At 40.1% G+C, this 15,301-nt stretch carries 11 protein-coding genes; 7 read left to right on the top strand and 4 right to left on the bottom strand.

What is annotated here, in order from left to right; translation table 11 throughout:
• Positions 1 to 74 precede the first annotated feature (74 nt).
• The 4 genes from cobW to RMX98_RS22300 form a co-directional block, all read right to left on the bottom strand.
• A complete protein-coding gene (gene cobW, locus RMX98_RS22315; RefSeq protein ID WP_322680843.1) occupies positions 75 to 1,115 on the bottom strand; it encodes a cobalamin biosynthesis protein CobW in 1,041 nt (346 codons plus the stop codon).
• Positions 1,116 to 1,476: 361 nt separating this feature from the next.
• Positions 1,477 to 2,685, bottom strand: a complete 1,209-nt coding sequence (locus tag RMX98_RS22310) for an SfnB family sulfur acquisition oxidoreductase (RefSeq protein WP_322680844.1) — start codon at positions 2,683 to 2,685, stop codon at positions 1,477 to 1,479.
• A 55-nt stretch (positions 2,686 to 2,740) separates the two neighbouring features.
• Positions 2,741 to 3,838 (bottom strand): dimethylsulfone monooxygenase SfnG, encoded by a 1,098-nt coding sequence (gene sfnG, locus RMX98_RS22305; protein ID WP_322680845.1) that lies wholly within the window; start codon positions 3,836 to 3,838, stop codon positions 2,741 to 2,743.
• Positions 3,839 to 4,510: 672 nt separating this feature from the next.
• Positions 4,511 to 5,227 (bottom strand): heme oxygenase (biliverdin-producing), encoded by a 717-nt coding sequence (locus tag RMX98_RS22300; RefSeq protein ID WP_322680846.1) that lies wholly within the window; start codon positions 5,225 to 5,227, stop codon positions 4,511 to 4,513.
• Between the two features lie 569 nt (positions 5,228 to 5,796).
• On the opposite strand from RMX98_RS22300, the gene glmM reads away from it, so the two are divergent.
• From glmM to hpsP, 7 genes are all read left to right on the top strand, one after another.
• Positions 5,797 to 7,269, top strand: coding sequence for a phosphoglucosamine mutase (gene glmM / locus RMX98_RS22295; RefSeq protein WP_322680847.1), 1,473 nt, complete (start codon positions 5,797 to 5,799; stop codon positions 7,267 to 7,269).
• A 213-nt stretch (positions 7,270 to 7,482) separates the two neighbouring features.
• Positions 7,483 to 8,349, top strand: a complete 867-nt coding sequence (locus RMX98_RS22290; RefSeq protein WP_322680848.1) for a glycosyltransferase family A protein — start codon at positions 7,483 to 7,485, stop codon at positions 8,347 to 8,349.
• 35 nt (positions 8,350 to 8,384) lie between these two features.
• Positions 8,385 to 10,040: a hormogonium polysaccharide biosynthesis protein HpsL gene (gene hpsL, locus RMX98_RS22285; RefSeq protein WP_322680849.1), complete on the top strand. Its 1,656-nt coding sequence runs from the start codon at positions 8,385 to 8,387 to the stop codon at positions 10,038 to 10,040.
• 11 nt (positions 10,041 to 10,051) lie between these two features.
• On the top strand, positions 10,052 to 11,203 hold the full coding sequence (locus RMX98_RS22280) for a glycosyltransferase family 4 protein (protein ID WP_322680850.1): 1,152 nt from the start codon (positions 10,052 to 10,054) through the stop codon (positions 11,201 to 11,203).
• Positions 11,204 to 11,597: 394 nt separating this feature from the next.
• Complete coding sequence (gene hpsN, locus RMX98_RS22275) at positions 11,598 to 12,578, top strand: hormogonium polysaccharide biosynthesis glycosyltransferase HpsN (protein ID WP_322680851.1); 981 nt, start codon at positions 11,598 to 11,600, stop codon at positions 12,576 to 12,578.
• Between the two features lie 47 nt (positions 12,579 to 12,625).
• The gene (gene hpsO / locus RMX98_RS22270; RefSeq protein WP_322680852.1) at positions 12,626 to 13,801 is read left to right on the top strand and encodes a hormogonium polysaccharide biosynthesis glycosyltransferase HpsO; all 1,176 of its coding nucleotides are present in this window, start codon (positions 12,626 to 12,628) and stop codon (positions 13,799 to 13,801) included.
• Between the two features lie 49 nt (positions 13,802 to 13,850).
• A complete protein-coding gene (gene hpsP, locus RMX98_RS22265; RefSeq protein ID WP_322680853.1) occupies positions 13,851 to 15,023 on the top strand; it encodes a hormogonium polysaccharide biosynthesis glycosyltransferase HpsP in 1,173 nt (390 codons plus the stop codon).
• Positions 15,024 to 15,301: the final 278 nt, after the last annotated feature.

The raw sequence follows: 15,301 nt of genomic DNA, 5'->3' as shown, positions 1-15,301 counted from the left end.
CTAATTATTCATAACTAGTAACTCTCAGTAGAAAGATCCCCGACTTATTAAAGAAGTCGGGGATCTGGGTATACTTATAAAGCTACAAGCTGTGATTCGATTTCTGAAGAATTCAAATCACGTCCGATGAAAACTAAGCGCGTCTGCCTAGCTTCTTCTGGTTTCCAGGGGCGATCGTAAAATTTATCAAATCGAGTTCCCACGCCTTGCATTACTAAACGCATGGATTTATTAGGCACTGCGACAAAGCCTTTAATCCGGTAAATTTCTTGTTGTTGTACCAATGTTTGCAACTGCTGTTGCAATTTTTCGGGTTCAAATGTACGATCTAAAATTAAATTAGTTGAGGTGATTTCTTCGTCGTGATTGTGGTCTTCTTCGGTATCATGATGACTGGGACGAGAATCTAAATTGTCTTCAACTGCGGCTTGGAATCCTAATAATATAGATGCGTCTAGTTGAGAACAATCGCTCTCGACAATTTTCACCACTCTGGGCAACTCTTGCTTAATCAATTCCTCAACTCTGGCTTTTGTCTCGGCATCTACCAAGTCAATTTTATTCAACACCACCAAGTCTGCACAAGCAAGTTGGTCTTCAAACAGTTCTTGCAAAGGTGTTTCGTGTTCTAGATTATCATCTGCTTGTCGCTGGGCTGCGATCGCCTCTGGATCGCTAGCAAATGTCCCTGCCGCTACCGCCGCACAATCTACCACGGTAATTACAGCATCCACAGTGGCGGCGTTACGAATTTCTTGCCAACGAAAAGCCTTCACCAGTGGTTTTGGTAAAGCTAAACCAGAGGTTTCAATCAAAATGCAGTCGATGCTATCCCGCCGCTTAATTAACTCTTGCATCGTCGGGTAAAACTCTTCCTGCACGGTGCAGCATAAGCAACCGTTGGTTAATTCAAAGATATTAGTGTCGCCCTCACCATCTTCGGGGCAAATTTGACAAGATTTCAATAATTCGCCATCAATACCGAGTTCGCCAAATTCATTGACTAAAACGGCAATCCGCCGTCCTTCGTTGTTTTGTAATAAGTGGCGAATTAGGCTGGTTTTTCCACTACCTAAGAAGCCTGTGATCACTGTGACAGGAATTTTCGTAGCCATATTTTTGCCTGATTAACTCAGTATGGTAAGTTTTACGGGTTACAAACTTAAATACTGAGATTAAGCTTGGTTTGAAGATTGACTTAGTTATTTTAAGCTGAAAGTCTATAGTAAACCTGAAAATATTCCCGTTTTTGTTGAGTTTAGGTTTGGCTTTAATTCCTCAAATCACTGTAGCACAAACGTTAGAAAAGTTGGAACAAAAAGCAACATCTGCCGAATAAGTGAAAAATTATGAAGAACTCGCTAATATTTGGCGGAGTTTGATTGAACGGGATGATAAATCAATAAATTTATCAGGGGTAAAGCATTCTGCTAAATGTTAATTCTGAAAGCTTCACCCCAGTAGAAAATGCTGCAATTACAACCAAGGATGGCGTGGAGGATAAACACCGTTGAGGAAGTAGTTACCAACAGCGTAGTACTTCCAACGCACAGGATCGTGGAGTGTGTGAGCGCGGGCATTTCGCCAGTGACGATTGTAGTTGAATTGCTCCAATGTGGATTTAGTACCTGCTAGTTCAAACAACTTGTTGGTAGCTAGTAGTGATGCTTCGGTGGCTAAGGCTTTGGCTTCTGCAACTGCGATCGATGCTTCAACTACCTTGGGTTCTTCTAAGCCTGACTCGTTGGCGATGTCAATAAATTCGCCTGCACGACGCAGCAATGCTTCAGCAGCGTGAACCTGAATTTGGACATTGCCCAAGTTATAGAGCGTCAGGGGGTCTTCGTAGCCTTTTTCTAAATTGCTGTCAACCCAAGGGCGAGTATGGTTGCGGACAAAGTAGATAGTGTCACGGACTGCGGCTTTAGCAATTCCCACGTCTACGGCGGCTTGGATGATTTGGGCGATCGCACCCATTGGTGTAGCCCTCTCAAAAGCCAAGTAGTGCGGAATCACGTGTTCTGCCTTAACTTTCACATTTTCAATAATCGTAGTGCCGCTAGCAGTGGTACGCTGTCCGAAGCTTGTCCAATCATCAAGTAGGGTTAATCCTTCGGCATCTCTTTCGACAAATGCCACCACTGTTTTACCATCTGGATTACTGGCAATTACAGGAACCCAATGTGCCAATAGTGCCCCAGCAGAGTAGTATTTACGTCCGTTGAGTACAAAGTCAGATCCATCTGGTGTTAATTTTGTTTGGACATCAGTCACAGACTTAGTGCCAATTTCCGAGAAGGCGTTACCAAAGCGCTTACCTTGGAGAACCAAATCAAAGAAGAACTTCTTCTGCTCATCTGTACCATCCAATCGGACTGCTTCCACCATATAGAGGTGGTTTTGGGGAATTTGACCGAGGCTAGAATCAGCTTCGGAGATGATTTTAACTACTTCTGCTAAAGTGGCATTCGATACAAAAGCACCGCCATACTCCTTCGGGACTGTAATTCCCCACAATCCACTCTGGGAAAACTTTTGCACTTCCTCAGCAGGTAAACGCCGATTTTGGTCGCGCTCTGAGTCTCCCTTGGCAAACTCAGCTGCTAATTCATGAGCGATCGCGATCGCTTCTTTGTCATCCCGAATAATATGTGCCTTCTGGTCAGTACTAATTACTGATGTCATAACATAATTCCTTCTTGATTGTGATTAAATAACGAACAACAGAAAAACGAACCAGCTACACTGCAATTAACTCATCAGCTGAACGCCGATTACCTTTGAGTTCGCGCACAATTGGTATTACCGTCTTACCAAATGCTGGTAAATCATCTGTGTAGTGTAAGAAGCCACCAAGAATTAGATCGACTCCTACTTCATGGAACTGGCGAATCTTTTCAGCTACTTGTTCAGCCGTACCAATCAAGCCTGACCGGAAGCCATCGTTATACTGCACCAAATCTTCAAAATTGGAATTCGCCCACATTCCCTGACGTTCACGAGTTGAAGCTCCCGCCTGTTTTACCGCTTCGCCAAATCCTTTTACCGCTTCCACATCAGCTTGGGCAATAATATCGTGCAATACTTCATGCGCTTCTGCTTCCGTATCTCGCACGATGATAAAGGAATTCAAACCAAACTTTATTGTGCGTCCTGCAAGACTCGCTAATTCAGATACTTCTGCAATCTGCTCTTTCACCCCTTCTATGGTGTTGCCATTCATGAAATACCAATCAGAGACGCGGCCAGCCATCCGTCGTGCAGCCTTCGAGTTACCACCTTGGAATATTTCCGGGTGGGGATTCTGATTAATTGGTTTAGGCTTCACCCAACCGCCGTTAATCCGGTAAAAGTCGCCCTTAAAATGAAACTCATCCTCAGTCCACAAACCCTTGAGAACGCGGATAAATTCTTCTGAACGGCGATAGCGTTCGTCATGGTCTAACCAATGTTCGCCATATATAGTGAATTCATCTTTGAACCAACCACTAACTACATTCAGAGCAAACCGGCCGTTAGAGAGAAAATCAATACTTGCACCCATTTTGGCAACTACTCCCGGATGCCACAATCCAGGATGAACTGCTGCAATCAATTTTAATTTCTTGGTGACAGGAGCCAGAGCCGACACAGTTGTAAGTGCCTCTAGTTGGTATTCAGCGCCATAGCTAGCGATAAATCTGGCTTGTGCTAGAGCATATTCAAATCCAACTTCTTCAGCCGTCTGAGCTAGTTGAGCATTGTATTCATAAGTCCAATCTGTGCGTTGGGGAATTTTACTCACAACTAACCCCCCGCTAACGTTGGGAATCCAGTATGCGAACTTAATATCTACCATAATTGTGCGTTTGTAATTGAAACTGCTTGGTTATTTCTCTCACTTTGCAAGTGATGTAACAAAGCCCAATTTGTCATCGCTAACAAATCAGCCAAAACTCGATCGGGCAAAATTTTAGTCAAAATCGAAAGCTTGAGAGCGGCTGGAAACTATTCTGAGTTTACAAGTAGACAATTTTCTGATTGTGGCAATATACCATAAATCTATCGTATTACCGTAGTTTTTAATTAATCGGACTCGATCGCGACAATTTTTTCGATGTCTTGACTCGATATACTTAAATTCCATTTCCGTATTCCATTTTGGAATACTACCGACTTTTACTGAGTATTTTATTATTTTATATTTGCTGGTTATCAGCCTGATTCAGTCAGAACTAGACAAAGCATCGATACTGATAAATGTGGTAGTGTAAACTACTAAACTAGAAATATTTCAAAATTTAGTTGGGATTTTGAATCCAGATACTTATCTTCCCAATTCCCAATCCAATCAAAATTGAGGGGCAATCTCCCCATGCTTACTTTCACATCTCAAAAGCAGTCACAAGGCTATTGCCCCTAAATATTTTGAGCGTCGATCGCTCTTTCGCCAGAAACACCTATGAATTATCCTTCATCAGGCTATCTGAATTTATGACTCCACACACCATACTCCGCAATCTCAACACGATTACTCAGCTGTGACGAGTTCAGTACTACCACGTGTACGACGCCGTGTAAGACTATTATATAGCATCACACCGATCGCCTTGATCAAATTGCCTTCCAATTCCTGGAACAGCTTCATGTTCGTGCCAAAGGCGGCGTTAGCTTCATCAACGATGCGATCGGTTGCCGCCTCGTCAAGGGGTAATTCATCCAAAATTTGCCGATATTTGGCTTTAAATGCCTTCTCATCAGTAATTTCAGGAAACTCATAAAAGGCTGTACCTTGTCCATCAGACAAATTCATTGCTGTTACAGCAATATTTTTGAGAATTTGTCCCCCAGATAAGTCACCCAAGTAACGAGTGTATGAATGAGCGATTAACAATTCCGGTTCTGTAGCAGATATTTCTCGGATGCGCTGTACATAAGCTTCACCTGCGGGAGATAGTTTGATTTGCTCTCTCCAGTTTGCACCAAAATAATAACTCAGGTCTTGCTCTAAACTATGCTTGCGGTTTAGCTGAGGAAAGTTAATTTTAGAAACTATTGGGTGCTGGCGGTGCTTTTCCATCTCCTCTTCCATCGCTGAGTAGACGAAGTAGAAGTTAGCAACAAGTTTCCGGTAAGAGTTTTTTTCCACTACTCCTTTTAAAAAGCACTTGACAAAACCAACATTTTCTGCCATTGTGTGGGCTTTCTTAGTGCCTACACGTAATTTGGTTGCTAAATTGCTGCTCATGCTAAATTTCTCAACTTTAAAAAGTTTACTGCCGCAGTTTTAATTCACTAACGGCTAAAAAGGCCATTAAAACGTTACCTTAAAACTATTTGATGAGAATTTATATTAAAATTTTTTAAGCTGCGATGATTTTGTAGTTTTTTACACATCGATAAGGCTAAAACAAGAGAAATTTACATTTCAAGATTTTGAATTTTTGATGTTATTAGCTGAATATTGCTTTCATTTTCAGCTTTGTCGAAAAACCTTTATTCTAAAATAGAGTAATATTTATTACATATTTTTTGGCGAGTAACATTGCCAAGTGCGAACTAATACAGATAAAAATTCAAACTAAAGTTAATGGCATAAAAGGAATAATTAGCTAAAATGTGGAGACTTTACAGATAACGTAAAAACCAATACTGACTTTATGAAAGATTTACAATAAAAGCCGGAAAAAATCAGTATTCTTACGTAAAGATAGCTTGAACTAAAATGAATTACTAAAGAGAAAAAGCATGTCAAAATTGCTGAATAAAGTCTTTAAGTGCAATTTTTCAGTGTGATTGTGTGGAGTGTTTAAAAATATGGTTTCATCTATAACTCGGACATCAGGAATCTCTGGGGGTTCTGCTTCTGAAGCTGAGGGATTGGGCAAAGGGATTGAGAGCAGTTTTGGACTGAATTTAATCCCACTACCGGCAAATCCCTTATTTGGCACAGATGGGATTCGCGGACGAGTGGGAGAATTACTAAGTGCGCCCCTAGCATTGCAAGTTGGTTTTTGGACGGGGATTGTTTTACGTAACCATGCTACTCAAGTAGGGCCAGTCATTCTCGGACAGGACTCTAGAAACTCCAGCGATATGCTGGCAATGGCTTTGAGTGCAGGGTTAACAGCAGCAGGGTTAGAGGTTTGGTATTTGGGATTATGCCCTACTCCTTGCATTGCCTATCTCACCAGCGTCACTGATGCCATCGGTGGAGTGATGATTTCTGCCAGCCACAATCCCCCAGAAGATAATGGGATTAAGATTTTTAGTGCTAATGGTGGAAAGTTACCGCAAATATTGCAGGCAGAAATAGAAGCGGGACTACGTGGCAAAATATCACCTATTACTAGAGTCAGTAATTGCGGACGGCATTACTCACGTTGCGAGTTAGTCGGGGATTATAGTTCGGCGTTGAAAAAACCCTTGAATGATGCGCTAAATCTTCAGGGAATGAAGATTGTTTTAGACTTGGCATGGGGAGCAGCAGTTGGGTTAGCACCATCGGTGTTTACAGAAATGGGGGCAGAGGTAATCTGCTTGCATAACGAAGCAGATGGCGATCGCATTAATGTTAACTGCGGTTCCACGCACCTAGATATTTTGGCAGCAACGGTACAAGAACATAACGCCGATATCGGCTTTGCCTTCGATGGCGACGCCGATCGCGTCTTAGCAGTAGACAATACTGGAAGGCAAGTTAACGGCGATTACATTCTCTACCTATGGGGACGACACTTACAACAAAACCAACAATTGCCAGACAACTTGATTGTATCTACAGTCATGGCCAACTTAGGCTTTGAGAAAGCTTGGCAGCAAATTGGTGGTAACTTAATTCGTACCTCAGTTGGCGACCAATACGTGCAAGCCGAAATGCACCGGACTGGGGGAATGCTAGGTGGTGAACAATCAGGCCATATTCTTTGCCGTCACTATGCCGTCACAGGAGATGGTTTGTTAACCGCATTACACATAGCATCTTTGGTGAGAGAGGCGGGTGTTCCCTTGAGCGAATTAGTAGATCAAAGCTTCCAAACCTATCCGCAATTGTTGCGGAACGTGCGAGTTGTCGATCGCGATCGCCGTTTGGGATGGCAAGATTGCCAACCTGTGCAAGAAGCGATCGCTCTTGCAGAAGCAGCAATGGGTGATTCCGGCAGAATTTTGGTTCGCGCCTCTGGTACAGAACCAGTAATCAGAGTAATGGTAGAAGCCGCCAATGCCGAACTTACCAACTACTGGACAAATGAATTAGTTTCAAAAGTCCAGCAGCATCTAATGGACTAAGTTAGCCATTATCTCAGCTTTTAACAAGCGCCAATTTTTCGTCACAGCTTCTACAAATTAACCAGCCTGGGTTATCTGTAGAAGCTGTGGCATTTATATTGTTAGATCGTGTCCGGCTAATTACTTATCAAAAAACTCACTGCGTCACCATATAGCGCTTCTCGGTTGAGTCCAATACAGACCAATACTTGTCGGGTTTTGCGGAAAACGGGAATGGGAAAACCTTTAACCCTTACCTTGTACAGAAGTGAGGTCAGTCTGAAGGTGTTATTATACTTCGAGATTATTAGTTATTTGTTCTCAGATAATATAATGCTTGTTTTTGTGATCCCACTCAAAAGTGCAAAAGTTTCCAATTCCTGGGAGCGTGTTACACAATTATTTGAAAGATGCATTAAATCAGTTTGCAATCAAACCTCACCTAACTTTCATGTTATTGTTGTTTGTCACGAAAAACCCAAAATAGAATTCACTCATCCTCATATCACATATATTAAAGTTAATTTTGCTCCTCCCAACGAGACTAACCCTGTAGCAAAAGGAGACACAGATAAAGGGCGTAAAATATTAAAAGGATTAATGTATGCTCGTCAATTTTCTCCCACTCACACTATGACAGTTGATGCTGACGATTGTGTTAGTAAAAACTTAGCTAAATTTATTCAACAACACCCTGATTCTAATGGATGGTTTATAAATCAAGGTTATAAATATCAGGAAGGCAGTAATTATATATATATTAAAAGAAGCAATTTTTATAAAATGTGCGGCAGTTGTAACATCATTCGATATGATTTGAATGATTTACCCGAAATCGCAGAATATAATCGTGGTTATGGATATTATAGATATTATATAGACCACGCGAAAGTCAGAGATATTTTAAAGAACAAAGCCAAAGTCATTAAATCATTACCATTTCCCGGAGCAGTTTATATTTTAGAAACAGGAGAAAATCTTTTTGATAATTCCAAAAGATTAAGATTTAGCATTTTTAATCGCAAATTATTAAATCAGTCAGTTAGAGACGAATTCGGATTATATAATCTACAGCAATCCAAAGAAATTTGTCAACTATAATAGATTCTCTGAGACTGATAGGCTACAGTGCCACTATGCCAAAATTCAAATCCAAATCTCAGCAATCTAAAAACTCGAAAAAACAGGCTAAAAAGGGAACTTCTACCCTTAGCCTCAAAGAACAGTTAGCCCAAAAGCGCAAAGCAGCCCAAGCGCGTAAAGAACTCATAAGCTTACTCACCACCGCCGGCTCTGTCGCTTTCTTCATTGGTATTCTACTTTTTTTCGTAGCTGGAATTAAAGCAGCAGTCCCAGCTGTCTTGGGGATACTTGTCATAGCCCTTTCTTACAAATATCCGCGCCAAGCCCTATATGCCTTCATCATTTACGTACCGATTGGGGGTACTATCACCTACTACTTGGGCAATAGTCCCATACTCCAATTAGCTAAAGATGCCTTTTATGTTCCAGCGCTAATTGGACTATGGCAGACTTGCCGTAAACAAGGGATACCCCTAATTATTCCCCAAGGCATTAAAACCCCACTTTATATTGTTTTGGGCTGTTGTATCCTAACCCTATTGTTTGTTAATGGTGGCCAACAGTTTAACCCGCCTAGCGTCGGATTATTACAAAAAGCAGAGAAAGAAATACCTTTAGGAATGGGAATTCTGGGACTGAAAGTATTTTTAGGTTATGTCCCCCTGCTTGGTTGTGCTTACTATTTAATTCGTGATAAGCGAGATTTTCTATTTTTATCGCGCCTCCAGATTGCCCTGACGCTGATTTGCTGTGTGCTGGGATTTATTCAATACCTCTTACTACTAACTGGTATATGTCAGGGCACTAGAGGTCTTGAAGGAAATGCCCTATTTGTCACATCACTAGAAGCCCGGTGTTATTTTGGTGGAGCGCTCTTATATAGCCCCGACGAAGGAGTTATTCGCCTCCCAGGGACATTTGTAGCTCCTTGGCAGTGGGCATGGTTCTTAATTTCCAGCACCTTTTTTACTTTTGCCACAGGCTTCACTGATCCCTCCATAATATGGCGGGTAATCGGTTTAGGTTCTTTAGTGACAGTCTTTATTAATGCTGTAATCTCTGGTCAGAGAATCGCCTTAGCTTTAGTACCAACCTGCTTCGGGATTTTGCTATTGCTCACTGGACAAATTGGCAACCTGAAACGATTTATCCCCATAGGCGTAGGACTTGCCTTCGTTTTGGGGATTGTGATGATGACTAACCCTACTGTAGTACAAGAGAGAACCGAGAGTTTTACCAGTCGCTGGGACGCATCACCACCTCAAGATTTTATCGTCCAGCAATTTGCAGAGAATTGGAAAAACGTAGACGGGCCACTGGGAAGTGGGTTAGGTCGAGCAACCAACTCTGCCCGTGTAATGGGTAAAACTAAGCTTGTGGAAACCTACTACCCCAAAGTACTTTATGAAGTTGGAATTATTGGAGTACTAGCGTTTCTCGGTTTGGTAACAACTTTAACAATTCTTGGCTTTAAAACCTATCGCTCTATAAAGAACCGTAATTTCCGCAGTTACGGAGCAGCTTTGTGGGTGTTTATATTGTTTATTAGCTACAACACCTACTACTATCCTCTGGATGTCGATCCAGTTGCTGTCTATTATTGGTTTTTTGCAGGAGTTCTTTTTAAATTGCCAGAACTGGAGAAACAAGATAAAGAAGATGCTAACCCTCAGCAAAAAAACAAGAAAAAACGTCTAAAAACAATTTAAATGAAATAAAAATGGCAAAAGTTATCATCTGTGGTCAGAATCATATCAGAATTCCTAACCTACCGCGTAATTCTAGACATAAACTAATCCATCGTAAGTCTTTTCCTACAGGTAGATATCCGATAGAAAAACTTTGGTATCCTTTAGCGAGCTTTATGGCTTGGCAACCTTTATGGGAAAAATACCAGGCTATTCATTCTTTCAACAGAATTTTATATACAAATAAACCTTGGTTTCTCACATTTGAAGATCATCGGGTTTTATATAGAAATCCTAAAAATAAACAAGAGGCAGTAATTTATGAATTATTAAACAATCGTTTAGCGCTAGATAATTGCCAAAAAATTATAGCTATGTCAGATTATGCCAAGCTGAGATTTATTAACCGGATAGAAGGCTGGAAAATAGAAGAAAAATTGATTAATAAATTGGATGTAATTCATCCAAATTTTGCTGCTAGAGTTGACCAACCTAAAGTTTATCAACCAGACCAAAATTTACAGCTTATTTTTGTAGGGCATCACATTGCTAGAAAAGGTGGAATTGTTGCTTTAAGGGTAGCAAAAAAAGCTGAAAAACTAGGTTTACCTCTTACTATCCATATCATATCGGGATTGGGACATGGTTCAGGAGTACCTACAGATTTTCCTGATACTACCAAATATCTGGAAGATTTAAAGTTACTAAATTTAAATAATGTTGTTTTTCACAAATATATCCCTAATGAAAAAGTTATTGAGTTATTATCCCAAAGCCATTTTCAATTAATGCCTACACTACAGGATACTTATGGCTTTAGTGTCATCGAAGGCTTTTCAGTCGCTACGCCAGCAATTACTACTAACGTATGTGCTTTACCAGAGTTTGTTCATCATGGGGAAAATGGTTATATTTTAGAATTACCAATTAACGAAATTAGGCACTGGAGTGATTGGTTACACGGAGAGAAAACCAAAACTAATGAATATTGGGAAATTCTAAACAGCACTTATGATTATTTAGCAGAGCAAGCTTTACAACAAATCATCCAATTTCTTGATAGAACTGATAAACGAGAACATTATGAATTTTTAAGTGCAGGAGCATTAGCTCAAGTGCAAAATATGCATAACTCTGAAAAGCAAAATGAGTTCTTTGATAATCTCTATACAGCAGCAGTGTAAACAATTGATTGAATGTCAATTCAGACTAGTTTAAATTGATGGGTAAACATGTTGATAGTAAGAACTAAAATCTTTACTATCAACTTTTAAAACTAGCTTGTTAAAGGGAGAGAAATGAAAGCAAGGTTTTCTAAAGCCCAATACGGTTCAGTTAAGAAAAATTGTAGGTTGGGTTGCGCTTTGTTTAACCCAACAAAGCCTCGGAAATGTTGGGTTTCGTTCCTCAACCCAACCTACACAGTTTAAAGTTTTTGGCGCTAACCCAAGCGTATTATTCCAGAACCCGTGAGAAGTCAAAAAAATGTAAATTAAAGCAATGACAGCTTACTGAATTTCATGAAAATTAATTTTTACAAGGCTATTATAGAAGTAGTAAAATTACTTAATAAAATTTATGAATAATTGGCCATTAATTACTGTAGTAATTCCGACTTATGGGCGGGAAGAAGCGCTACGCGATAGCATTGTGGATGTATTAAAACAGGACTATCCGAATTTTGAAGTTTTAGTTGTAGACCAAACTGCAAAACACCAACCAGAAATTCAAACCTACCTAAAGGAAATGGCAGAGGCAGGTAAAATTAAATGGTCGCGCTTAGATTGGGCAAGTTTGCCAGGGGCGCGAAATTATGCTGTCCGGCGGTCTTCTGGCGAAATAATATTATTTATTGATGATGATGTTCAGCTAACCCCAGGATTGTTAGCAGCCCATGCAAAAAATTACTTGCAAAACCCAGAGGTGGGGGCTGTAGCCGGACGGGTATTTGACAGAATGAAATTAGGTGATTCTGGAGGAGATTTACAGATTGAATATCTGCCTCCCGAAGCTATGGATCCTGGAATTGCTTGGTATCATATTGATTTAGTACATACCACAAAACCCCAGCAAGTGTTGACAGCTAGGGGTTGCAATATGTCTTTTCGGAGCGAAATTTTTACTAAGTATGGACTAAGGTTTGATGAAAGGTTTCGCGGTAGTGCAGTGCGTGAAGAGTCAGATTTTTGTTTGCGGGTGCGACAAACGGGGTATAAGATTTGGTACGACCCAGAGGCCCATTTGGTGCATTTAGGCGAAGAAACGGGGGGTTGTCATGATATTAGTATGCGATCGCTCAAATATCAACTCACCTTCTACCACAACCATTTCTTACTGGGGTTGAAAAACCTTACTGTTACTCAAGCTTTACGCCTATATGCCCGTTTATTTGACTGTCACGTTCTGGGACGGCCACCTTGTCATAAAAGCGGTTCACCCATCAAAATTGCCACTCGCGCTATTTTCTACATTTTGGGTTTTTTCAAAGCCTTGGGTACTGTCATCCAATCAATATGGAACGATGGTCAAATTTACAGCCGATTGGATAAACAAATTTAGTTATTGGGCATGGGGCATTAGTTATTTAAAAAAAATGACAAATAATAATGAAAATTTTAGTTGCTAGTCACACTTATATCGTAGACCTCAACTGTGAAAAATTACGCGCTTTATCTCAATTAGAACCGGACATTGAAGTGACAGTTGTAGTTCCAAAGCGCTGGAAACCAGGTGGTGTGCAAAACAGAATTATTGAAACTGAATATCGTGATGAAGGCACATTTAAAATAGTTCCAGTTTCTAATTTTAGCCAAAATCATCAGGGACTTCTTACCTTTGGCGCTGATTTGATATCTTTATTGAAACAATTCCGTCCCCAAATCATCCAAGTAGAACAAGGTTCTAGAGCATTAGCTTATACTCAAATGATTGCCTTAAATCAGCTATTAGGACTCAAGGCAAAAAATGTATTTTTTACTTGGTGGAACCTCCCATATAATCTAAAATTGCCAATTGCTTTATTAGAAAAATATAACCTCAAGCACAGCCACGGCATCATTTCTGGCAATCAGGATGGAGCAGAAGTTTTGCGGCAACGGGGATATCAAGGAACAATTAAAGTCATGCCACAACTGGGTATAGATGAAAGTCTATTTACTCCCAAAGCCCAACCAGAATTAGCTGCTAAGTTTGGCATTGATAAAGGAGATTTTGTAGTAGGATTTGTTGGGCGATTTGTGCAAGAAAAGGGTTTATTAACACTTTTACAAGCCTTAATAACTTTGAAAAACAAACCTTGGAAATTGCTATTACTGGGACGGGGAGAGTTGCAAAATGAATTAATAAAAATAGCGGCAGAAAATAATCTTAAAGAACGGTTAATTTTAATAGAAAGTGTCCCCCATGATGAGGTGACAAACTATATTAATCTAATGAGTACCTTAGTACTACCTTCCGAAACAACTTACAAGTTTAAAACCTTAACTTCTGTTGGCTGGAAAGAACAATTTGGTCATGTGCTAATTGAGGCAATGGCTTGTCAAGTTCCTGTAATTGGTTCTGATTCTGGCGAAATTCCCTATGTAATTGGTGATGCTGGTTTAGTGTTTCCCGAAGGTGATGTTCAAGCGCTTGCTAATTGCTTAGTTCAATTAATGGATAAACCCGACTTTGCTCACACTCTCCGTGAAAAGGGTTATCAAAAAGCTATGATTAAATACACAAATAAAGCTTTAGCTAAACAGCAATTAGAGTTTTATCAAGATTTAGTTATTGGTCATTAGTGAATAAAAAATGATATAGGACAAAGGACAAATAACAAATGACACAAAAATGAAAATATTACAAATTGTTCCCTCAATTTCTTTGATTTACGGCGGCCCCAGTCAAATGGTATTAGGATTAGCGCCAGCATTGGTAAAAGAGGGAGTAGAAGTTACGATTCTTACAACTGATAGTAATGGCGATAATGGTCAAACACCCCTGGATGTTCCTTTAAATCGCCCAATCAAACAAGATGGCTATGAAATAATTTACTTTCGTTGTGCGCCGTTTCGTCGGTACAAATTTTCCCTAGATTTATTAAACTGGCTAAAACTTCATGCTTACGAGTTTGATATAGCACATATTCATGCTCTATTTTCCCCAATAATTAGCGCTGCTGCTATTGTGTGTCGTCAGCAAAAGCTACCTTATATTTTCCGTCCTTTGGGTACTCTCGATCCGGCTGATTTACAAAAGAAAAAGCAATTAAAACAGCTTTATGTTGCACTTATAGAACGTCAAAATTTAGCTAGTGCGGCAGCTATTCATTTTACTAGCGCTCAAGAAGCTAAAATATCAGAACGATTTGGAGTATCTACACCAGATTTGATGATTCCTTTGGGTGTAATACCTCCTCAATCCCCTATTAAAAATCTATCTAGTCAGTTAGAAATACCAAAAGATGTACCAATGGTATTGTTTATGTCACGAATTGACCCAAAAAAGGGGTTAAATTTGTTGATTCCAGCGCTTGAAAAGCTGTTAACAGTTGGTTATAAGTTTCATTTTGTCTTAGCTGGGACAAATCCTCAAGATCCAGATTACGAACAAAAGATAATATCCCAAATTCAAAATTCACCACTGCGATCGCACACTACAATTACAGGCTTTGTCACTGGTGAACTCAAAGTTAGTTTACTACAAGCTGCTGATTTATTTGTCTTACCTTCCTACTACGAAAATTTTGGGATTGCTGTAGCTGAAGCGATGGTAGCAGGTGTACCTGTAGTCATTTCTGACCAAGTGCATATTTGTCAACAGATACGTGATAGCGAGTCGGGTTGGGTAGGCGCAACAGATGTCCAAGCACTGTTAGAGTTACTGCAAGAAGCTTTGCAAAATCCCACAGAACGCCAACGACGGGGATTAAACGCCCAAAAATATGCCTTGGAAAATTTTAGCTGGGATGCGATCGCAAAGCAAACAATCCAAGCCTACCAAAAAATCCTGGCAAACAAATGAATTTAACAAGAAAGAATTCAGGAGTTATGAGTCAGATTCAGAATTGAATTCTCTGCGGCTGGTAGAGGAATAAATGGTTAAACACCACACCAAAATTTCAATTTGGTAATCTTCAAGACCCTCTCTAAGATACGCTATCAGTGGCTGGTCAAAATCCCCAAGTAAATTGCATTCTGACTTCTGAATTCTAAATTCTGAATTCTCCAGGACTTACGCAACTGGCACAGCGTGATCGCTATTTTATAGTATTTATGTACTATATAAAGTGGCTGACCCAT

The organism is Nostoc sp. DedQUE02 (assembly GCF_034531035.1).
Taxonomy (GTDB): Bacteria; Cyanobacteriota; Cyanobacteriia; order Cyanobacteriales; family Nostocaceae; genus Nostoc.
Note: the sequence above shows the minus strand (reverse complement) of the source record. Positions and strands in the feature narration are given on the sequence as shown.